Origin of the sequence: Serratia sp. 201 (assembly GCF_037027545.1) — a bacterium.
Lineage (GTDB): Bacteria > Pseudomonadota > Gammaproteobacteria > Enterobacterales > Enterobacteriaceae > Serratia > Serratia bockelmannii.
The window spans coordinates 1,095,121-1,114,696 of record NZ_JAXCHC010000001.1; the positions used below are offsets into that span (position 1 = coordinate 1,095,121).

Below are 19,576 nucleotides of genomic sequence, written 5' to 3' on the forward strand. Positions count from 1 at the left end.
TGTGTTCTGCAGACTAAAACCCTAAAGCACAAGCAACAAGCAGGCGAAATTCGAACCTCGGGTTCGCGTTTTGCGAACCTTTCAGGCTGACGTCAGGAAAGAGGAGAGTGCGGTTTCCCAGCTGGGCGTGTGACCAATGTGCTCACTCAGAAAGTCCACCAGCGCCTTGATCTTGGGGGATGCGCGTTTTGAACGGCGATAGACGGCGGAAATGTCGCCGCCGTCGGGTGAATAGGCGGCCAGAACAATGCGCAGTTCCCCCGCGCGTATCGCGTCGGCGGCGATAAATGCGGGCAGGATGGCGAGGCCCAAACCGGCTTTAGCCGCCGCCAACAGGTGAAAAGCGTTATCGGTGCGCAGCCGTTTACCGATACGAAACGACCGGATTTCGCCCTCGATGGGGAGCTGCAGCATGCCGGTCGGTTCGCGCTGAATATACAGCAACCCCTGGTGCTGTTGCAGGTGTTGCGGGTGCATCGGCGTGCCTTTCTGGGCAAGATAGGCTGGGCTGGCGCAAATCAAATGGCGGTTGGCGCAAATGCGCTGCGCGATCAGGTCGGAATCCGCCAAGGGGCCGATACGGATGGCGACATCGAAATTCTCCTGATTCAGATTGGCCAGGCGATCGCTGTACTCCACGTCCAGATTGAGGCTCGGGTACTGTGCCATAAAGGTGGATAACAGCGGTGCCAGATAGCGGATGCTGAACGCCATCGGCGCGGTTAACCGCAGCGGGCCCTGCAGTTGGCCGTGCAGTGTTCGCACCGACTCTTCGGCATCGCTCACTTCGCTTAATATGAGAACGGCGCGCTGATAGAATAGGTGGCCGGCGTCGGTCAGCCCAAGCGTTTTCCCGCGTTCGAACAGCACAGTCCCAAGGCGCGTCTCCAACTGCTGGATGCGTCTGCTGACCACCGACTTGGTGGTGCCCAAGCGGCGGGCGGCGGCGCTGATGTTGGCGGCCTCGACTACGGCGATATAGGTCGCCATCTCCTGAAACTGATTCATTCATCTCTCCTTCGGCATCCGCCGGGTCAAGTTACCACTCTCTGCACGCCAGGCAAAAAAAACCACCCGGATGGGTGGTTTTTTGCTTGTCAGAGCGAATCAGTCCAGTTTGGGGTGCTGGTCGATCAGGATCTGTTTTTTCTTTTCCAGTTCGGCGATCTGCGCGTTGATGTCCTCGACTTTCTGTTCGATGTTGTCGTAGGTTTCCTGCAGCAGCTCTTTTGCCTCGGAGCGGTCAGAGGCGGCCGGCGTCGCGCCGCGCAGCGGCTTGTTGGCGGTTTCTTTCATGTACAGACCGGTGATAAGACCGATCACCGCAACGACCATCAGGTAGTAGGCCGGCATGTACAGGTTGCCGGTCGCTTCCACCAGCCAGGCGGCAACGGTCGGCGTCGCACCGGCGATCAGTACCGAAATGTTGAACGAAATCGCCAGCGCGCTGTAACGGATGTGCGTCGGGAACATCGCCGGCAGGATGGAGGCCATCACCCCGGTGAAGGAGTTGAGCAGCACCGCCAGCACCAGCAGGCCGACGAAAATCAGGCCGATGACGTTGCTGTTGATCAGAATGAAGCACGGGATCGCCAACGCCAACAGGCCGATGCTGCCACCGATAATGAACGGCTTACGGCCGATGCGGTCACTGGTCAGGCCGATCACCGGCTGCACGAACAGCATGCCGATCATGATGGCGATGATGATCAGAACGCCGTGATCTTCCGAGTAGTGCAGGTTATGCGAGAGGTAGCTCGGCATATAAGTCAGCAGCATGTAATAGGTCACGTTGGTGGAAATCACGATACCGACACACACCAGCAAACTTTTCCAGTGTTTGGCCGCGATCTCTTTGAACGAGGTCTTTGGCGGATTTTCGATGGCGTTGCGATCCTCTTTCTCCATCTTGTCCACGTGCTGCTGGAACGCCGGGGTTTCTTCCAGCGCATGGCGCAGGTAGAGGCCGATCAGGCCGAGCGGCGCGGCGATGAAGAACGGGATACGCCAGCCCCAGTCGAGGAAGTTGGCTTCGCCGACGATGCTGGAGATCAGCACCACTACGCCTGCGCCCATCACAAAGCCGGCGATGGAGCCGAAGTCCAGCCAGCTACCCATAAAGCCGCGTTTGCGGTCCGGCGAGTATTCGGCGACGAAGATCGCCGCACCGGAATATTCACCGCCGACGGAGAAGCCCTGCGCCAGTTTGGCCAGCAGCAGCAGGATCGGGGCCCAGATGCCGATCGATGCATAGGACGGGATCAGGCCGATACAGAAGGTGCTGACCGCCATAATGATAATGGTGACCGAGAGAACCTTCTGGCGACCGAACTTATCGCCCATGGCACCAAAGAACAGACCGCCGAGTGGACGCACCAGGAAGGGCACGGAGAAGGTTGCCAGTGCGGCGATCATTTGCACGCCGGGAGAGGCGCCGGGGAAGAAGACCTGGCCAAGCGCATAGGCGACAAAGCCGTATACGCCGAAGTCGAACCACTCCATCGCGTTACCCAGGGCCGCCGCGGTGATCGCCTTCTTGAGTTTGCTGTCATCGATGATGGTGATGTCGTTAATGTGCATCGGTTTATGTCGTTTTTTTCTTAACTTCATATAATCATCCCTTAATGAATTATTCGTTGTTCGTGAAAGCGTAATCTCCGTTCACTGTTGTTTTCGAGTTATCAAATCGGCTAATCGAATCGCGGTTCAAGACGATTCATTATCCACATTTAAGTTGGGATGTGGATCACAAAATACCGTCGTTTATGCCGAGGTTATGTCATTTAGGTGACTAATTATTTTGCATCTATAGCTTAACGTTATATCTTGCGGCGATCAAATCCAGCAGTTTAACTTAAGTGTTTGCACCGATTTGGTGCGAGAATGGTCTAATAAATGTGCGATTTGACGATTTTTCGTCTAATTGGTCATGTTTTAAGTATAGAGAGTACGGGAGATAAAACAGGAAAAATTGATGTGTTTGCCGTCAAAAAAAAACGCCTGACCTACTGGCCAGGCAGTTTAGATTAAGGTACCGATGAACCGCCGAATTCGAGATAGATTTTCGCCAGATTCTGGTACTGCGCGAAGCGGTTTTCATCCACCGACAGTTCCGCCTGACGGCGTTGTTCCTGAGCATTCAGCCAGTCGGTAATGGTGACGGCGCCCTGTCGGTAACGCACCTCGTTCAGCCGTTCCGATTTACGCGCCAACGCTAATGAGGCGCGCAACTGCGTCTCCTGCGCCAGCAGCTGCGTGCGCAGTGACAGCGCGTTGTTCACATCGCCCATCGCTTTGTACAGCGCCTGCTTGAAGGCCAGAACTTGCTGTTCATAATCGTTGCGGGCGATCTTGATCTCCACGCCCATTTGCCGCCACTGCAGGAACGGCAGCGTCAGGCCGGCGCCGAGGCTGCCCGTCGGGTTGCGCAGGAATTCCAGCAGCGCGCCGCTGCTGGCGCCCAGTGAACCGGTCAGGCTGAACGCAGGATAGTATTGCAGACGTTTTTCATCGACGTTGGCCAGGGCGGCGCGCAACCGCAGCTCTTGAGCGCTGAGATCCGGGCGACGGCTCAGGACGCTAGCGGGAATGCCGGTGTTGATCTGCGGCATCGCCGTCGTCGGCAGGCGCACGGGCGCGATGGTGGCCTGGCCTGATGGCGCGCCCAGCAGCACCGCCTGCTCGTTCAGCGCCTGTTGACGATCGTGTTGTAACGCCAGCAGGCTGCGTTCCTGCGCCAGCAAGTTTTGTTCCGCGTTCACTACGTCCAGCGCCGAGATGCTGCCGGCCTGATAACGGGCGTTGGCCAGCCGCAGCGTCGTTTTGGCATAGGCGATGCTCGCCTGGCTGACGCTGATTTGTTGATTGAGAAAACCGATGCGCCAGTAGTTGGTGGCGGCGTCGGCCAACAGTTTCAGGCGCGCCGCCTGCAGATCCTGCACGGAAGCCTGGCTGCTCCACTCGGCGGCGTCGCGCTGGCGCGCCAGCTTGCCCCACAGATCGACTTCATAGCTGGTGGTGAGCGACGCGTTGCTGGTTTTATTCCACGCGGAGGACTCGGACAGCGGGCGATTGATACCGCTGCCTAATGAGGCGCTGATGCCGGGCGCGGTGCTGATGCCGACGCGTTCCGCCTCGAGCTGTGCGCGGTAAACGCGCAGTACGGCGGCGGCCAGATCGTTATTGCTCGCCATCACCTGTTGCAGCCAGCGATCGAGCTCAGGATCGTGGAAATCGCGCCAGTCGAACGGCGTGGGCGCGGCGTTGTGGGCGTCGTGCTGCCAGCTCGTCGGATAGTTGACCTGCGGCGCCCGGTAGTCGCTTTTCAGGGCGTTGCCGCAGCCGGCGGTGAGCAAGGCGACGAGGCTTAGCGCCAGGGGAGATAAAATTTTCATGGGTTACTCGCTGGCCAATGAAACGACCGGATCCATCCTTGCCGCTTTACGGGCGGGGAGATAACCGAAGATCATGCCGATTAAAGTTGAACAGAAAAACGCCGTCGCGGCAGCTTGCCAGGAATAGATGGCGGTGAACATACCGCCCGCCAGCGAGGTGAACAGCGACCCGGCGGCGAACGACAGCGCGATGCCCAATGCGCCGCCGATCAGACAGACCAGCACCGCCTCTATCATGAACTGTTGCATGATGTCGCTGCGCCGCGCGCCGACCGCCATGCGCACGCCGATTTCGTGGGTGCGTTCGGTCACCGAGACCAGCATGATGTTCATCACCCCCAGGCTGCCGATCACCAGCGCGATTGATGCCACCATCAGGATCAGCAGGCTAAAAGTCATTGACGTGCGTTCGATGGACTTTCGGATTTTATCGAAGTTGTACAAACGGAAATCTTTTACGCCGTGGCGCTGGGTCAACAGCTGTGTGATAGCGGTGACGGCCGATTCGCTGGCGATATTGTCCTTTAGGCGAACGGTGATGCCGCTAAGCGTCGGTTTGCCTACCATGCGATACATGACAGTGCTGTAGGGCATCCATACAGTGATGCGATTGGGCGCGTAATTGCGATTGCTTTTAGCCACACCGATCACCCGGGCCGGCACCGAGCCGAGAAACACGATCTGGCCGAGCGGCTCGACGCCGAAATCGCCGAATAGCGCCTGGCGCGCATTGTCGTCGATGATCACTTCCTGCAGCGCATTACGATCGTCGCGGAAAGTCACGCCTTGTAACAGCTCGACGCCGTTAACGCGGAAATAGTCGCGCCCGACGCCGGTGATCGAGGCAGTGGCGGATTTGCTGCGAAAACGGATGCTGTCGGAGGCGTCTACTTCCGGGCTGACGCTGTCGACGAAGTTTTGCTGTGCCAGCGCGTCGGCATCGGCCGGCACCAGCGTGCGGATGCTGTCGATGGCGTCATCGAAGAAATCGCGGCCCGGATAGATGCTTACCACATTCGTGCCGAGATCTTTGAGGTTTTCCAGCGTGCGCTGTTTGGCGCCTTCGCCCAGCGCCACTACCGTGACCACGGCGGCGATGCCGAAGATGATGCCGGTCATGGTCAGCGCGGTGCGCAGACGATGAGCGTTCATCGCCTTCAACGCCATGTGCAGCGATTCGCGAGTGCGGTCGATCAGGCGTTGCCAGCCGCTTTGCCGGCTGCGGTTCGGCGGCGGCAACGATGGGCCGGACGCCGACTTGCGGCCACTGTCAGCGATGATCTTGCCGTCTTGCAGTTCGATGACGCGCTGCGCATGTTGCGCCACTTTCATATCGTGGGTGACGATCACCACGGTGTGGCCGCGCTGATTCAGTTCGCTCAGGATCGCCAGCACTTCCTGGCCGGATTGGGTGTCCAGCGCGCCGGTCGGTTCGTCCGCCAGGATGATCTCACCGCCGTTGATCAGCGAACGGGCGATGCTGACGCGCTGCTGCTGGCCGCCGGAAAGCTGGCCGGGTTTGTGGTCTTCGCGTCCCTCAAGCCCTAACCGCGCCAGCAGTTGCGCCGCCCGCTGCCGCCGCTGATCGCGCCGGGCGTTGGCGTAGATAGCCGGGATTTCGACATTGCCCAGCGCGCTGAGATCGGGCATTAGGTGGTAACGCTGGAAAATAAAGCCGATATGCTCGCGGCGCAGGCGGGCCAGTTCGTCCGGCGACAGGTGGGCGGCGTTCTGGCCGCTGATGTAGTAGTCGCCGCGATCCGGCACGTCGAGGCAGCCCATGATGTTCATCAGCGTCGATTTGCCGGAACCGGAGGCGCCGATGATCGCCACCAGCTCGCCGGCGGCGATGGTCAGATCGATGTCTTTCAATACCGTCAGCGCCTGGCCGCCGTTGGTGTAGGTTCGGCTGATGCCTTTTAGTTCGATGATCGCGTTCACAGGAAGATGCCATCCTCAGCCGATTTGGCGGCGGGCTGCGACAGCACCACGGTTTCACCGGCTTTCAGGCCGCTGAGGATCTGAATGTCGACGTTGTTGGTGATGCCGGTGGTCACTTTGCGCGTTTCCAGCCGCTGGTCTTGGGTCAGCACCTGCACCTGCTGCTCTTGGCCATCGATTTTATGCACCGCCTGGATCGGCACCAGTAGGGTGTTCTTCGCGTCGCCGAGCAGCAAGGACACCTGCGTGGTCATGGCGATGCGCAGGCGGTTTTCCGGGTTGGGCACGTCCAGCAGCGCGTTGTAATAGACCGAGGCGTTCGAGGTGCCGGAGCCGGAAGCAGAGCTGGTCCCGGCGAGCGAGTCGTCTTTCATCACCGATTCCGGTGCCAGCTCGATGGTGCGCAGCGTGGCGTCGTACCGCTTATCCGGATCGGAGAAAATAGTGAAGTACGCCTTTTGTCCCGGCGAAATGCGGGTGATGTCGGCTTCGGAGATCTGCGCCTTGATGGTCATCATATCCAGCCGCGCCAGCTTGACGATGGTCGGTGCACTTTGGCTGGAGTTGACCGTTTGTCCCTGCTGCGTGACCACGGCGATAACAATGCCGTCCATCGGCGCAACCACGCGGGTATAGCCCAGATCGATTTTTTTCTTTTCGACTTCGATCTGCGATTGCACCAACTGCGCATTGAGCGCCTGCAGATCGGCGCGAGTGGTGGCGAGCGAGGCTTCGGCGGTCTCGAAGTCTTCCCGCGAACTGGCTTCGTCGTTCAGCATGCGGCGCTGGCGTTTAAAACGCGACTCCGCCTGTTTCAGCAAGGCCTGTTTGGCTAATATATTGGCTTTGACTACGTTCAGCGCTGCCTCGGCGTTGCGCAGATCGTTGCGCTGTTGCAGATCGTCGATGTCGGCGATCGGTTGCCCTTTGGTGACGCGATCGCCCAGCTTGACCTTCAGCGATTTGACTTCGCCGGAGACGCGGGCGCCGACGTTGACGCGTTCGATGGCATCCAGCCGCCCGGTGGCCAGCACGGCGTTTTCGATATCGCCCAGGCGGGCCGGCGCGGTAACGTAATCCTGCTGAGGCGGGCGTTGCCAAAAAATGGCCAGCGCGACGGCGACGGCGATGAAAACGATGGCGGCGATCAACGCCAGACGGCGGGAGGGGAGTTTCAGTGATGACATACCCAGGTTTTCCATAACGATAAAAGCGGCGGTTCCAGTCTGCCATCATGGCAGCGCCAGCTTGAACTGGCGCTAAACGTGAGGCGCTTTCCCGCTGGAAAGGGGATAGTAAAGGCTTTCCCGCTAAAGATCACGGCGAGTTATTATCCACCACGTGTGCAACCGGCTGCGTTGGGCGTTATACTGGGTAAAAAACCAGTATTCATTCATCAGCAGGATAACACCACCGCCATGATGCCAAACCGCCTCGAGCCAGAACTCGACATTTACCAATACCCGGAGCACCTGCGCGCCTGCCTGGCGCCGTTGCCCAAAGGGCCGGGCGTGTATGTGTTTCACGGTCAAAGCGAGAGCCTGCCGCTTTACATCGGTAAAAGCGTCAATATACGCAGCCGGGTGATGGCGCACTTCCGCGCGCAGGACGAGGCTAAAATGCTGCGCCAAACCCGGCGCATCAGCTTTATCGAGACCGCAGGCGAGTTGGGGGCATTGCTGCTGGAGGCGCAATTGATCAAACAGCAACAGCCGCTGTTCAACAAACGTCTGCGGCGTTCGAAACAGCTGTGCGCGCTGCGCTTGCAGGCAGATGCGGTGACGATTGCTCACGCCAAAGAGATCGACTTCGCCGTCACGCCCCACCTCTACGGGCTGTTTGCCAATCGCCACGCCGCGCTGGAAAAGCTGCGCGCCATCGCCGATGAGCATCGTTTATGTTACGGCAAGCTGGGGATCGACAAGCTGCCGGCAGGGCGAGCCTGTTTCCGCTACAGCCTGCGCAAGTGCGCGGGCGCCTGCTGTGGCGTGGAGTCGGCGCAGGAGCATGCGCTGCGGCTCGGCGCGGCGCTTGAGCAGTTACGCATCGCCTGTTGGCCGTTCGCCGGGCGCGTGGCGCTGGAGGAGCAGGGCGAGACGCTGCGTCAGTACCATGTGATCCACAATTGGTTTTATCTGGGCTCGGTCGGCGATCTGGCGCAGGCGGAGCAGCTACAGAGCGCGGCCAGCCATTTCGACAGCGATGGCTACAAGATTTTGTGCAAGCCGCTCATCGCCGGCGATTACCCGATTATTGAGCTGCCGTAAGGCCATCATGCTGGTGATAACCTAAGATTTATCCGTAAAGTCAGGGCATTATGCTAAAAAAGCTTGAATCCATAATGTTGTTATGGATAATGGCGCCCCGAAGCGAAGGAACGCGCTATTAACTCAGTTGGCAGAGTGATTGGTTTTATAATGGCTTGTTTTGGCTTGAAAATTGATAGACGCGGGTTCGAGTCCTGCATAGCGCGCCAGCTTTCTTCCTTCGTCTCATCGCGCTTACCGTAAAGCGCACCCGGGTTGATTTGCACTATCGGCTCCTCGTTGGGATTTTCGGGTGTGCTTTACCGTAACCGCTGGCTTTCCTTCCTCTTTCTCTTTCGATCCTTTGCTAAACTGTAATCAGGCAGGCTTGCTGCCCGGCAACAGGAGGTCGATATGTCTCACTCCGATCAACTGCAGGAACTCTTGCAACGCGTCGCCGCCCTCGAGGCGAGAGAGAAAGCGCTGACCGCCGCGTCCAACGCTTATCAGGCGATTATCACCACCATGTTAGGCAATATGGAGAAGACCGAACGTGATCGGATCATCGCGATGATCGATCAGGCCCATGAAATCGCCTACGCCCGCGCCATTCAGCGCAGCAACGAACCGCAAAAGCAGAAAATCAAGCAGGCCGACGATGTGGCCCAGCGCATGTTCATGTTTGCGCAAGGCAAGGCCGCTCAGCCGCGCTGAAGCCGAACTATAACAGTTGCCGTCATTAAGTTGGCTAACTGATCTACCCGGCAAAACTGTACTTGTGTTACTTTTAGCAGCGAGATTTGATGGCAATGCTGTTTCCAGCATAAGGTTGTAACGATGGACGCGATTAAAAGCATCTTGGTTAAAGAGATTGAGCAGATCAATCGGCGCGAAGGGCGTGACGGCAAGCCGCGCTTCAACAGCGAATTCGCCCGTACTCACCGCTATTTGTGCCTTGCCATGTTCGCCGGTTACTTCGCGGTGATCGCCGTGATGTATCAGGTGCCGTACATGGGAGTGTATGCCTTCCTGGGCTTCACCGCCTTCGTGCTGTTCATGTTCGCCATGCTGCTGATCGAGATCCGGCCGGTGTACCGTTTCGAGGACATCGGGGTGCTGGATCTGCGGGTTTGCTACAATGGCGAATGGTACTTCACCCGCGCGCTGTCGCCTTATGCGGTGCAGCAATTGCTGGATGAGCCCTCCATCGGCGCCGCGCTGAAACAGAAGATGCGAGTCATCATCGGCAACAAGGGCGAAATCGACTTCTACGACGTGTACGATATGGCCTACGGAAAAAAGCCGCAGGATGAGCCACCGCAGCTGGCGGCGGCAAACTGAAAGGTTTCCGGCCGGCGGCTTGTCGATTATACTCAGCGTTTGAACATGAAGCAGAATAAGGACCAAGCGATGAGTGATGATATTTTCGATTTTGATATCGATGCCGAACTGGCGAAAGCCGAAGAAAAAGCGGCGCAGAAGGTAAAAGAGGTCCCTGAAATCCTCGAAGACGAAGCGGACTGCGAAGGTTGCAAGATCTGATCGCCTGACCCATAAAAAAAACCGCCGCGGCGGTTTTTTTTATGTCTGAGCGTCGCGTGGCATCAATCCAGCACGAATCCCCAGATCAGGAACGCCGCCACCAGAATCAGGCAAAGCGCGGACACCGTCACCAGTATTTTCCCCAGAATGTCTTTTTCTTGTTCCTGCTGCGTCACGTTAAAATTATCCAATTAAAAGTCTATGGACCAAACCGGCGATGCTGAGATCGGCTGCCGCTACACCCAGCGCCATGAGCATCATCACCGAAAGAAATCGAGTCTTGCCGTTCACACCCTTAATCCCTGTGGGCGCCGCTGTTAAGTTTTTATATCAAAGGGATATAATTCAGCGGCGCCGAATCGCATACATCGTGATAGTGATTAAGAACGTTCTTAAGGCCAGAAGTTCCCTCATCTGATAACGCGGCCGCGTTAGTCGGTCACGATCCTGACGCCTATCTTGCTGACTTGATTGCCGTCCATTTCTGCAATGGTCCAGGTCAGGCCGTCCCACTCCACCTGGTCGCCGATCACCGGTTCGCCGCCGATCAGCTGAATGACGAACTGCCCCAGCGTCTGCTGCTCGTCCACGTCGTCTTGCAGGTTGAGGCCATAAACCTGTGAGATGTCGCTCAAACGGGCGTCGGATTGCAGGATAAAGTCGCCGAAGAAGCGCTCGTCGAGCGTCACTGCCGGTGCCTGGCTAAAGAGCTTGCCGAGGATCGGCAGGTCGTGCTCATGGCCGATGACGCACAAAATATCGTTCTCGCGCAGCCGGGTACTGCCGCTAGGGTGCAACAGCTCTTTGCCGCGGAACAGGGCGGCGATGCGGGTATTAGGCGGCATTTTCAGTTCACGCAGCGCAGCACCGACGCACCAGTTTTCCGCCGAAAGCTGATAAACGAATTGTTCCCACTGGTTTTCCGGGTGTACGTCCAGCCCAACGCGGGAGATCGGCGTCAGCGCCGGCGGCACGATCACCTTGGCCTTTTTGGCGGCGAATGACAGCGTGGTGCCTTGCAGTAGCAGGGAAACCAGCACCACGAAGAACGCCACGTTAAAGAACAGTTGGGCGTTGGGCAGCCCGGCCATCATCGGGAACACCGCCAGGATCACCGGCACCGCGCCGCGCAGGCCAACCCAGGAAATAAAGCCGCGTTCGCGCAGGGTAAAGCTGCGGAACGGCAGCAAACCGATAAACACCGACAGCGGGCGCGCGAACAGGATCATCCACAGCGACAGCAGCAGGGCAGGGATGGCGATCGGCAGCAGCTCATGCGGGTTGAGCAGCAGGCCGAGTACCAGGAACATGCCGATCTGGCTGAGCCAGGCCAGGCCATCGAAGGTTTGCACGATGCCGTGACGGTTGCGGATTGGACGGTTGCCCAGCAGCAGACCGCACAGGTACACCGCCAGAATGCCGCTGCCGTCCAGCGCGGTAGTCAGCGCGAAAATAAGAATGCCGCCGCTCACCGCCAGCAGCGGGTAGAGACCGTCCGCCAGCTTGATGTGGTTGATCAGCGTCAGCAGCAGCCAGCCGCCGCCGAGACCGAAGACGATGCCCATGCCGAACTGCTGCATCAGATGCAGCGGGAAGGTCCAGCTTAGCGCGGTTTCCCCGGCGGCGATCATCGCAATCAGCGTGATGGTGAGAAATACCGCCATCGGATCGTTGCTGCCGGATTCGATCTCCAGCGTAGCGCTGACGCGTTCGTTCAACCCTTTGCCGCCCAGCAACGAGAAGACTGCGGCGGCGTCGGTGGAACCGATGATGGCACCGATCAGCAAGCCCTGCAGCAGATCGAGGTTGAACAGCCAGGCGGCGGCCATGCCGGTTAGGCCGGCGGTGATCACCACGCCGACGGTGGCGAGAGACAGTGCTGGCCACAGTGCCACGCGGAACGAACTGACCCGGGTGCGCATGCCGCCGTCGAGCAGGATCACCGCCAACGCGAGGTTACTGACCAGATAAGCGACCGGGTAATTGCTGAAGACGATGCCGCCGGGGCCGTCGACGCCGGCCAGCATGCCGATCGCCAGGAAGATCACCAGGATCGGAATGCCGAGTCGGGAAGAAAATGAGCTGAGCAGAATGCTTGCCCCCACCAGCACGGCACCGATGACGAACAAGCTGTTAATGGTGCTGGCATCCAAAATTTCGCTCTCCTGAGGCTGGGGATAGGGGGCACTGCGCGTGTGCCGATGATAACGTGTTTAGTGGGTAAAACGCCAAGGCTGATTGTGAAAACAATCGATCAATTATTGCCCTTTGGTACGATTAAACTAAGAAAGTGAGGAGAAGAGGGGAAATTCTGCCTTTTATCCAACATTATCAGGCTGCTGTATTTTTGCTGTGGCAACAATGATCGAGCGGCTCGGAGGAAATACCATTAAGCCCGCGCAGGCAGGCTTAATGGTTTGCAGGCGCGGTAGGGTTAGTGGTCGAGCGATTCCAGCGCCCGTTTGATCAGCTCGGTGGCCAGCTTGCTTTCCGCTTCAGAAATGCCGTCGAGATTAAAGTTGGAGAGCTCAGCGACCAAAACGCTGCGTTCTTTGCCGCTGATTGAGGCGTCCAGCGCGGACAGCAGCCTGCCGAGGATCTTCAGCAGGGTAGCGTTTTCCGCTACGGCTTCCTGAGCCGGGGTGTTCTTATCGGTCATTCAAAATCCTCTCTGTCGTGACGGAAGGGAGATGCAGCTAACGCCATCGAATGAATTAAACGATCGCGCAGCCCTTCGGGGGTGTCGAGCCCAATCACTACCGTAAGGCAGGGATATGGATTTTTACTTATGCATTGCAGTTATAACGACTAGGTAATCTATGCTGCCGTATCACTGTGCCCTAACGGGCGACGCCAGGCTGAGCAATGTGTGCTCTGTATGCAAACGACCAGTATAGGCTTTCTGCGCGGCGTTAATATGACAGAAAACCCCTGCGAACGGTCAGGTTTACAGGGGACAAGGTTATTGCGGCTTGCCGGAGAACAGGAAACGCAGCACCGGAATGCGCTTGTGCAGCTCATATAACGCGAAGGCCAGCGAGAACACAAACAGCAGGCCCAGCAAAAATCCCAACAGGTTATTGCCGATATACGGCGTCACGAAAGCGCCATATATCAGGGTCAACGGGTGGTGCACCAGATATATAAACAGCGAGGCGTTGACCAGATAGGTGATGCGCGGCGAGTGATAATTCAGCAGGTTATGCCCGAAAGAGAACACCACATTGGTCATCAGGATCCCCATTAGGGTTTTGATCACCACTTCCAGCTCGAACATATAGCTGCTGTGCGCCAACAGTTTCTGGTTCAGCATATATGCGATAAACAGCAGCAGCGAGCCGAGCAGCGCCAGCGGCGAACGACGCAGAAAAATCTCTTTAAGCCACACATACTTAAACGCATAGGCGCCGAGGATGAAGAACGGCAGGTAGAACATCGTCTCCATCACCACGAAATTGAACAGGCCATTGGATAATAGCTGCGGCGCGAAAATTAAAATAATACGGTGCGCGGCCGAATAGCATACCGCATAAATAAAGAAACACAGTGAGACATTTCCTAATCCACGCATTCTGTTTATTAACGGTGGAATAGGATCGCGGGTTTGACGCTTGATTTTGCGGAACAGATAAAAGCAGGCGAAGGTCAACAATGACAGGGTCAATAAGAACCACAGATGAGACACCAATTCCCAAACTGTTACATTTATTTTCTGATAGAGAGAAAACTCGTCCCAGCCGTTTAATTTATCGGTGAAATATTTCAGCATGAAAAATTGCGGCACCGTAATTAGCGGGATGGAGCTCAACAGCGGGATCGCCACCCGCTCCAGCCTGACCTTCAACCACTGATGGCGCTCGTAGCGCTCGTAGAGCATGTAGGAGAAGTAGCCGGAGATCACGAAGAACACCTGCATGCGGAAAGCGTGGATGAAGTCGTTCAGCACCGTGAGCGAGAAGGAGGGCGACGCGCTGTTCACCGCCCAGGCGTGGCTGGAATAAATCAGGGAGAGGTGAAACGGAATGCCGAGCAACATCAAATAGGCTCGGATCGAATCGAGGAAAAACTCGCGCTGTTTGCTGCCTTTAGTCATAGATTACCGCTGGTGATTTAATCGAGAGTTCATTAACACGCTTAATAAGTCGTCAAACGTTAAATTGTTATCCGGAACCCTACTATAGCCCCCCGCATTTTTCCATAGCGTCTTGTTGCGCGGCTTGCTACGCTGGTGTTCCATCAGCTGCTTAAACAATGAGCCGTAAACATGAACCATCCATTTATCATGTTGTCGGAAAGCTGAGTAATCCATTAATATGGATTTAAATGATTTGAGCACACGAATAGGGGGGGATGTGCTAGTTAATATATTATCCGGACAACCACGCGCCGCGAGCGTTCGTTGGTTAGGTGCTACCGTATTGTTCACGCTGTTCAGTTCGCCGGCATGGGCCTTTTCTATTGATGATGTCGCCAAGCAGGCGCAGGATCTGGCGGCGAAAGGTTTCGAAGCCCCGAAGAGCAACCTTCCTTCTCAGTTCCGCGAGATGAAGTTCGCAGACTATCAGCAGATTCAGTTCAATCACGATAAAGCCTATTGGAGCAAGCTGAAAACCCCTTTCAAGCTTGAGTTTTATCATCAGGGGATGTACTTCGATACGCCGGTGAAAATCAACGAAGTCACCTCCACCAGCGTAAAACAGATCAAGTACAGCCCAGATTACTTCAACTTCGGTTCGGTCAAACACGACCCTGAATCGGTGAAAAATCTCGGTTTTGCCGGCTTCAAGGTGCTTTATCCGATCAACAGCGCCGATAAAAACGATGAGATCATGAGCCTGCTGGGCGCGAGCTATTTCCGCGTGGTGGGTAAAGGGCAGGTTTACGGGCTTTCCGCTCGCGGCCTGGCTATCGACACCGCTTTGCCGTCCGGCGAAGAGTTCCCGCGTTTTCGCGAATTCTGGGTTGAACGTCCGAAGCAGGGCGACAAGCACCTGGTGATCTACGCGCTGCTGGATTCCCCGCGTGCCACCGGCGCTTACCGCTTCACGGTGATCCCGGGCCGCGACACCACCGTGGACGTCGAGTCTAAAGTGTTCCTGCGCGACAAGGTGGGCAAACTGGGCCTGGCGCCGCTGACCAGCATGTACCTGTTCGGGCCGAACCAGCCGTCACCGACGCTGAACTACCGCCCGGCGTTGCACGATTCCAACGGTCTGTCTATCCATGCCGGCAACGGCGAGTGGATCTGGCGTCCGCTGAACAATCCTAAACACCTGTCCGTCAGCACCTATACCGTTGAGAATCCGAAAGGCTTCGGTCTGCTGCAGCGCGGTCGCAACTTCAAAGAATATGAAGATCTGGACGATCGTTACGATCTGCGTCCGAGCGCCTGGATCGAACCGAAGGGCGACTGGGGCAAAGGCAAGGTCGAGCTGGTGGAGATCCCGACGGCGGATGAAACCAACGACAACATCGTCGCGTTCTGGACGCCGGATACCTTGCCGGAAGCCAAAAAGCCGCTGACGCTGAGCTACCGCCTGAACTTCACCCGCGATGAAGACAAGCTGCATTCGCAAGACATCGCCTATGTGGCGCGGACCATGCGTTCGACCGGTGACGTGAAGCAGTCCAACCTGATTCGCGAGCCAGACGGCAGCGTGGCTTTCCTGGTCGACTTCGTTGGCCCGGTGCTGAAAGGACTGGATGCCAATACCCCGGTCGCCTCTCAGATCAGCATCGGCGACAATGGTGAAATGGTAGAAAACAACGTCCGCTATAACCCAGTGACCAAAGGCTGGCGCCTGACGGTGCGTCTGAAAGTGAAAGACGACAAGAAGCCGGTAGAAATGCGTGCGGCGCTGGTCAATGGCGATAAGACTCTGTCGGAAACCTGGAGCTATCAGCTACCTGCCAATGAATAAGCCTACTCAACCCGCCCAGGATTATCTTGCGGCGTTGCCTCTGACCGCTGAGCGGTCAGAGGCGCTCAACCCTCAAACGGCGGATGACGCTCAGGCTCTGGAGGCGCTCCATCGGCAGATGGGCGCCGCCGACGCCAACGTCAATAGCCTGTCGGCGGATGACGTGGCGCTGGCCTCGGTCAAACCGCGTATCGAAAACGCCTGGCCGGATGCGGTCAGCGATGACGACTTCGATACCGACGCCGAAGGGCGTGCCATTCTGAAGGCGACGCCGCCGATCAAACGCACCACCATGTTCCCGGAAGCCTGGCGCACCAACCCGGTGGCGCGCTTCTGGGATTCTCTGCTGGGGCGTTCACCGCACAATCGGCACGCCACCAAAGAGGAAGCCGCGGCCGAAAACCGCTGGCGTGTCGTCGGCTCCATGCGCCGCTATGTGCTGCTGGTGCTGATGCTGGTGCAGACCGGCATCGCCACCTGGTACATGAAAACCATCTTGCCTTATCAGGGCTGGGCGCTGATCGATCCTATCGCCATGTTGGATCAGGATCTGATGCAGTCGGTGCTGCAGCTGCTGCCGTATGTGCTGCAAACCGGCATTCTGATCCTGTTCGCCGTGCTGTTCTGCTGGGTCTCGGCCGGTTTCTGGACCGCGCTGATGGGCTTCCTGCAGTTGCTGATCGGCAAGGACAAATACAGTATTTCCTCTACCATCAAGGGCGATGAGCCGATCAACCCGGCGCACCGCACCGCGCTGATCATGCCGATCTGCAACGAAGACGTCGAACGCGTGTTCGCCGGCCTGCGTGCGACCTATGAGTCCGTCGCCGCGACCGGTCAGCTGGAACACTTCGATATCTACGTGCTGAGCGACAGCTACGATCCGGACATCTGCGTGGCGGAGCAAAAGGCGTGGATGGAGCTGTGCCGCGATGTCGACGGCCACGGCCGCATCTTCTATCGCCGCCGCCGCCGCCGCGTAAAACGCAAGAGCGGCAACATCGACGACTTCTGCCGTCGTTGGGGCGGTGAGTACAGTTACATGGTGATCCTGGATGCCGACAGCGTAATGAGCGGCGAATGTCTCACCGGGCTGGTGCGTTTGATGGAAGCCAACCCGAACGCCGGCATTATCCAGTCGGCGCCGAAGGCGTCCGGTATGGATACCCTGTATGCGCGCGTGCAGCAGTTCGCCACCCGCGTTTACGGGCCGTTGTTCACCGCCGGCCTGCATTTTTGGCAGTTGGGCGAGTCGCACTACTGGGGCCATAATGCCATCATCCGCGTGAAGCCGTTTATCGAGCACTGTGCGCTGGCGCCGTTGCCGGGCGAGGGCTCCTTCGCCGGTTCAATCTTGTCGCACGACTTCGTTGAAGCGGCGCTGATGCGCCGCGCCGGCTGGGGCGTGTGGATCGCTTACGATCTGCCGGGCAGTTACGAAGAGCTGCCACCAAACCTGCTGGACGAGCTGAAACGCGACCGCCGCTGGTGCCACGGCAACCTGATGAACTTCCGCCTGTTCCTGGTGAAGGGTATGCACCCGGTGCACCGTGCGGTGTTCCTGACCGGCGTGATGTCTTACCTGTCGGCGCCGCTGTGGTTCATGTTCCTGGCGCTCTCCACCGCATTGCAGGTGGTGCATACGCTGATGGAACCGCAATACTTCCTGCAGCCGCGGCAGCTGTTCCCGGTCTGGCCACAGTGGCGGCCCGAGCTGGCGATTGCACTGTTCTCCACCACGCTGGTGCTGCTGTTCCTGCCGAAGTTGCTCAGTATTGTGCTGATCTGGGCCAAGGGCGCGAAAGAGTACGGTGGGGCGTTCCGCCTGTTCATTTCGATGCTGATGGAAATGCTGTTCTCGGTGCTGCTGGCGCCGGTGCGCATGCTGTTCCATACCGTGTTCGTAGTGAGCGCCTTCCTCGGTTGGGAAGTGGTGTGGAATTCTCCGCAGCGTGACGATGACGATACGCCTTGGGGTGAAGCGTTCCGCCGCCATGGCTCGCAGATGTTGCTGGGCCTGGTGTGGGCCGGCGGCATGGCGTGGCTGGATCTGCGCTTCCTGTGGTGGTTAGCGCCGATCGTGTTCTCGCTGATCCTGTCACCGTTCGTGTCGGTGCTGTCGAGCCGCGCAACGCTGGGCATGAAGAGCAAACGCGCCAAGCTGTTCCTGATCCCGGAAGAGTACAACCCGCCGCGCGAGTTGCTGGCGACGGAAGAATATCTGCATCTCAACCGCAACCGCGCGCTGACCAACGGCTTTATGCATGCGGTGGTCAACCCATCCTTCAACGCGCTGGCGACGGCGTTGGCGACGGCGCGTCACCATCTGCGTGCGACGCTCGATCGCAACCGCGAGGAGCGGGTGAACGAAGCGCTGCAGCTGGGGCCGGAGAAACTGGTGAAGGGCAAACGTCTGGAGCTGCTGAGCGATCCGGTTACGTTGGCTCGTTTGCACCAGCGCGTTTGGCTGTTGCCGGAAGGCGCCGCCTGGCGTGAGCACTATCAGCAGTTGCCGCACAACCCGCTGGCGCACCCAACGGGCCGGCGTTAATCGCTGAACGGCAACGCTCAAACGGGGAATGCGCATGGCGCGTTCCCCGTTTTTTTTTACCTTTTGCTTACGCGCGCCGATGCCGGTGGAGAAAGGGAACTGTGATAGACTGCGGCCGATGCGTTGTTCACTCGCGAAACAACCCTTTGCTCAGAGTCAATGTCGTGAAGCTCTCTTCCTACCTTCGGCTGGCCTGCGTGGCGGCCGGCGTGATGGTCTTAACCGGTTGCGGCAGCATCATCAGCCGCACCATGCCCGGCGCGGGGCATGGCCACCAGTACTATCCCGGCGTGCAGTGGGATTTGCGCGATACGCCCTGGCGTTACGTCACGGTGATAGATGTGCCGTTGTCGATGGTGGTGGACACCTTTATGCTGCCGTTCGATGCGCAGCACGGCCCCTATGAATAAACCTGCTCAGCGGGTGGCGAACACCACCAGCTGATAGCCTTTCTGCCCACAGTGGAAAGGTGCCAGCGCCGTCATGCCCAACCCTTGCACGTGAGCGGCCAACGAATGCGGATTGTCGTCGTCGATAAACAGCGCGCCCACGTCGTAGTCATGACTGGTGTGCGCTTTGACGGCGGCGTAGAGGCGTTTCAGCACGCCTTTGCCGCGCCAGGCGGCGTCGAGGCAAACCGGGCCGTAGAGAAACACCCGCTGCTCACTCAGCGCCCGCCCGGCGAAGGACTGCGTGGCGAGCGTCGCCAGCATCGCATCCACCACCGGTGGCCGCGGTTGCACGTCGGCAGGCATCAGGCAAACGAACCCTGCCAGTTGGTTCTCCTGTTCGGCCACTAGTATGCCGATGCCGCGGTTGATCGCCGTCAGCTGCGCCTCATTCATGCGCGATACGATAAATCCCTGCCGTTTTTGGCGCTCGTCGAGCGCTTCCGGCACGTTTTCCCCCTGCAGCTGCAAAATGGCGGGGTAGTCGGTAGAGCGGGCCCGGCGGATAATCATGTTGCCTCCTTGGCGATAA

The 19,576-nt window shown here is 58.0% G+C and carries 17 protein-coding genes and 1 tRNA gene; 8 read left to right on the top strand and 10 right to left on the bottom strand.

Annotated elements, in window-relative coordinates; all coding sequences use genetic code 11:
• Positions 1 to 81 precede the first annotated feature (81 nt).
• From WA302_RS05660 to WA302_RS05680, 5 genes are all read right to left on the bottom strand, one after another.
• A complete protein-coding gene (locus WA302_RS05660) occupies positions 82 to 1,008 on the bottom strand; it encodes a LysR family transcriptional regulator (RefSeq protein ID WP_197836700.1) in 927 nt (308 codons plus the stop codon).
• Positions 1,009 to 1,107: 99 nt separating this feature from the next.
• On the bottom strand, positions 1,108 to 2,610 hold the full coding sequence (proP, locus tag WA302_RS05665; RefSeq protein ID WP_025302375.1) for a glycine betaine/L-proline transporter ProP: 1,503 nt from the start codon (positions 2,608 to 2,610) through the stop codon (positions 1,108 to 1,110).
• A 416-nt stretch (positions 2,611 to 3,026) separates the two neighbouring features.
• Positions 3,027 to 4,394, bottom strand: coding sequence for a TolC family protein (locus tag WA302_RS05670; RefSeq protein ID WP_038629170.1), 1,368 nt, complete (start codon positions 4,392 to 4,394; stop codon positions 3,027 to 3,029).
• A gap of 3 nt (positions 4,395 to 4,397) precedes the next feature.
• Positions 4,398 to 6,335: a MacB family efflux pump subunit gene (locus tag WA302_RS05675; protein WP_261456285.1), complete on the bottom strand. Its 1,938-nt coding sequence runs from the start codon at positions 6,333 to 6,335 to the stop codon at positions 4,398 to 4,400.
• A complete protein-coding gene (locus tag WA302_RS05680) occupies positions 6,332 to 7,537 on the bottom strand; it encodes an efflux RND transporter periplasmic adaptor subunit (RefSeq protein WP_261456286.1) in 1,206 nt (401 codons plus the stop codon). Before WA302_RS05680 ends, WA302_RS05675 begins: the two co-directional genes overlap by 4 nt.
• 216 nt (positions 7,538 to 7,753) lie before the next feature.
• Here WA302_RS05680 and cho point away from each other — a divergent pair, with 216 nt between their 5' ends.
• From cho to WA302_RS05705, 5 genes are all read left to right on the top strand, one after another.
• Positions 7,754 to 8,602, top strand: a complete 849-nt coding sequence (cho, locus tag WA302_RS05685) for an excinuclease Cho (RefSeq protein WP_049205152.1) — start codon at positions 7,754 to 7,756, stop codon at positions 8,600 to 8,602.
• A gap of 112 nt (positions 8,603 to 8,714) precedes the next feature.
• Positions 8,715 to 8,811 (top strand) — tRNA-OTHER (locus WA302_RS05690).
• A 184-nt stretch (positions 8,812 to 8,995) separates the two neighbouring features.
• On the top strand, positions 8,996 to 9,295 hold the full coding sequence (locus WA302_RS05695) for a sigma-S stabilization anti-adapter protein IraP (RefSeq protein ID WP_025302380.1): 300 nt from the start codon (positions 8,996 to 8,998) through the stop codon (positions 9,293 to 9,295).
• 123 nt (positions 9,296 to 9,418) lie between these two features.
• Entirely contained in the window at positions 9,419 to 9,922 is a 504-nt protein-coding gene (locus tag WA302_RS05700; RefSeq protein ID WP_043141770.1) for a YlaC family protein, read from the top strand.
• A gap of 69 nt (positions 9,923 to 9,991) precedes the next feature.
• Positions 9,992 to 10,123 (top strand): hypothetical protein, encoded by a 132-nt coding sequence (locus WA302_RS05705; RefSeq protein ID WP_256376330.1) that lies wholly within the window; start codon positions 9,992 to 9,994, stop codon positions 10,121 to 10,123.
• Positions 10,124 to 10,185: 62 nt separating this feature from the next.
• Here the strand turns inward: WA302_RS05705 and WA302_RS05710 are convergent, their stop codons facing one another.
• The 4 genes from WA302_RS05710 to mdoC form a co-directional block, all read right to left on the bottom strand.
• Positions 10,186 to 10,314, bottom strand: a complete 129-nt coding sequence (locus WA302_RS05710; protein WP_016928228.1) for a hypothetical protein — start codon at positions 10,312 to 10,314, stop codon at positions 10,186 to 10,188.
• Positions 10,315 to 10,554: 240 nt separating this feature from the next.
• On the bottom strand, positions 10,555 to 12,276 hold the full coding sequence (locus WA302_RS05715) for a potassium/proton antiporter (RefSeq protein WP_015377414.1): 1,722 nt from the start codon (positions 12,274 to 12,276) through the stop codon (positions 10,555 to 10,557).
• 281 nt (positions 12,277 to 12,557) lie between these two features.
• Complete coding sequence (locus WA302_RS05720) at positions 12,558 to 12,782, bottom strand: hypothetical protein (protein WP_033633376.1); 225 nt, start codon at positions 12,780 to 12,782, stop codon at positions 12,558 to 12,560.
• Between the two features lie 303 nt (positions 12,783 to 13,085).
• Positions 13,086 to 14,216 carry a glucans biosynthesis protein MdoC gene (gene mdoC / locus WA302_RS05725; RefSeq protein WP_043141764.1) on the bottom strand — a complete coding sequence of 377 codons (1,131 nt, stop codon included), beginning with the start codon at positions 14,214 to 14,216 and terminating at the stop codon, positions 13,086 to 13,088.
• 259 nt (positions 14,217 to 14,475) lie between these two features.
• Between mdoC and mdoG the strand changes: the two genes are divergently transcribed.
• The 3 genes from mdoG (at position 14,476) to WA302_RS05740 (ending at position 19,005) form a co-directional block, all read left to right on the top strand.
• Positions 14,476 to 16,044, top strand: coding sequence for a glucans biosynthesis protein MdoG (gene mdoG / locus WA302_RS05730; protein WP_025302384.1), 1,569 nt, complete (start codon positions 14,476 to 14,478; stop codon positions 16,042 to 16,044).
• Complete coding sequence (gene mdoH, locus WA302_RS05735) at positions 16,037 to 18,595, top strand: glucans biosynthesis glucosyltransferase MdoH (protein ID WP_025302385.1); 2,559 nt, start codon at positions 16,037 to 16,039, stop codon at positions 18,593 to 18,595. The genes mdoG and mdoH overlap by 8 nt, the downstream gene beginning before the upstream one ends.
• A 212-nt stretch (positions 18,596 to 18,807) precedes the next feature.
• The gene (locus WA302_RS05740; RefSeq protein WP_049205154.1) at positions 18,808 to 19,005 is read left to right on the top strand and encodes a YceK/YidQ family lipoprotein; all 198 of its coding nucleotides are present in this window, start codon (positions 18,808 to 18,810) and stop codon (positions 19,003 to 19,005) included.
• 6 nt (positions 19,006 to 19,011) lie between these two features.
• Here the strand turns inward: WA302_RS05740 and WA302_RS05745 are convergent, their stop codons facing one another.
• Positions 19,012 to 19,557 (bottom strand): GNAT family N-acetyltransferase, encoded by a 546-nt coding sequence (locus tag WA302_RS05745; RefSeq protein ID WP_025302387.1) that lies wholly within the window; start codon positions 19,555 to 19,557, stop codon positions 19,012 to 19,014.
• Positions 19,558 to 19,576: the final 19 nt, after the last annotated feature.

What these genes read in the sequence shown, in the direction of transcription:
- mdoC (WP_043141764.1), bottom strand. Translation starts at nt 14,216, where the DNA reads ATGACTAAAGGCAGCAAACAGCGCGAGTTTTTCCTCGATTCGATCCGA.
- WA302_RS05740 (WP_049205154.1), top strand. Translation starts at nt 18,808, where the DNA reads ATGGTCTTAACCGGTTGCGGCAGCATCATCAGCCGCACCATGCCCGGC.
- mdoH (WP_025302385.1), top strand. Translation starts at nt 16,037, where the DNA reads ATGAATAAGCCTACTCAACCCGCCCAGGATTATCTTGCGGCGTTGCCT.
- WA302_RS05670 (WP_038629170.1), bottom strand. Translation starts at nt 4,394, where the DNA reads ATGAAAATTTTATCTCCCCTGGCGCTAAGCCTCGTCGCCTTGCTCACC.
- WA302_RS05660 (WP_197836700.1), bottom strand. Translation starts at nt 1,008, where the DNA reads ATGAATCAGTTTCAGGAGATGGCGACCTATATCGCCGTAGTCGAGGCC.
- proP (WP_025302375.1), bottom strand. Translation starts at nt 2,610, where the DNA reads ATGAAGTTAAGAAAAAAACGACATAAACCGATGCACATTAACGACATC.
- WA302_RS05745 (WP_025302387.1), bottom strand. Translation starts at nt 19,557, where the DNA reads ATGATTATCCGCCGGGCCCGCTCTACCGACTACCCCGCCATTTTGCAG.
- WA302_RS05695 (WP_025302380.1), top strand. Translation starts at nt 8,996, where the DNA reads ATGTCTCACTCCGATCAACTGCAGGAACTCTTGCAACGCGTCGCCGCC.
- WA302_RS05700 (WP_043141770.1), top strand. Translation starts at nt 9,419, where the DNA reads ATGGACGCGATTAAAAGCATCTTGGTTAAAGAGATTGAGCAGATCAAT.
- WA302_RS05705 (WP_256376330.1), top strand. Translation starts at nt 9,992, where the DNA reads ATGAGTGATGATATTTTCGATTTTGATATCGATGCCGAACTGGCGAAA.
- cho (WP_049205152.1), top strand. Translation starts at nt 7,754, where the DNA reads ATGATGCCAAACCGCCTCGAGCCAGAACTCGACATTTACCAATACCCG.
- WA302_RS05720 (WP_033633376.1), bottom strand. Translation starts at nt 12,782, where the DNA reads ATGACCGATAAGAACACCCCGGCTCAGGAAGCCGTAGCGGAAAACGCT.
- WA302_RS05680 (WP_261456286.1), bottom strand. Translation starts at nt 7,537, where the DNA reads ATGGAAAACCTGGGTATGTCATCACTGAAACTCCCCTCCCGCCGTCTG.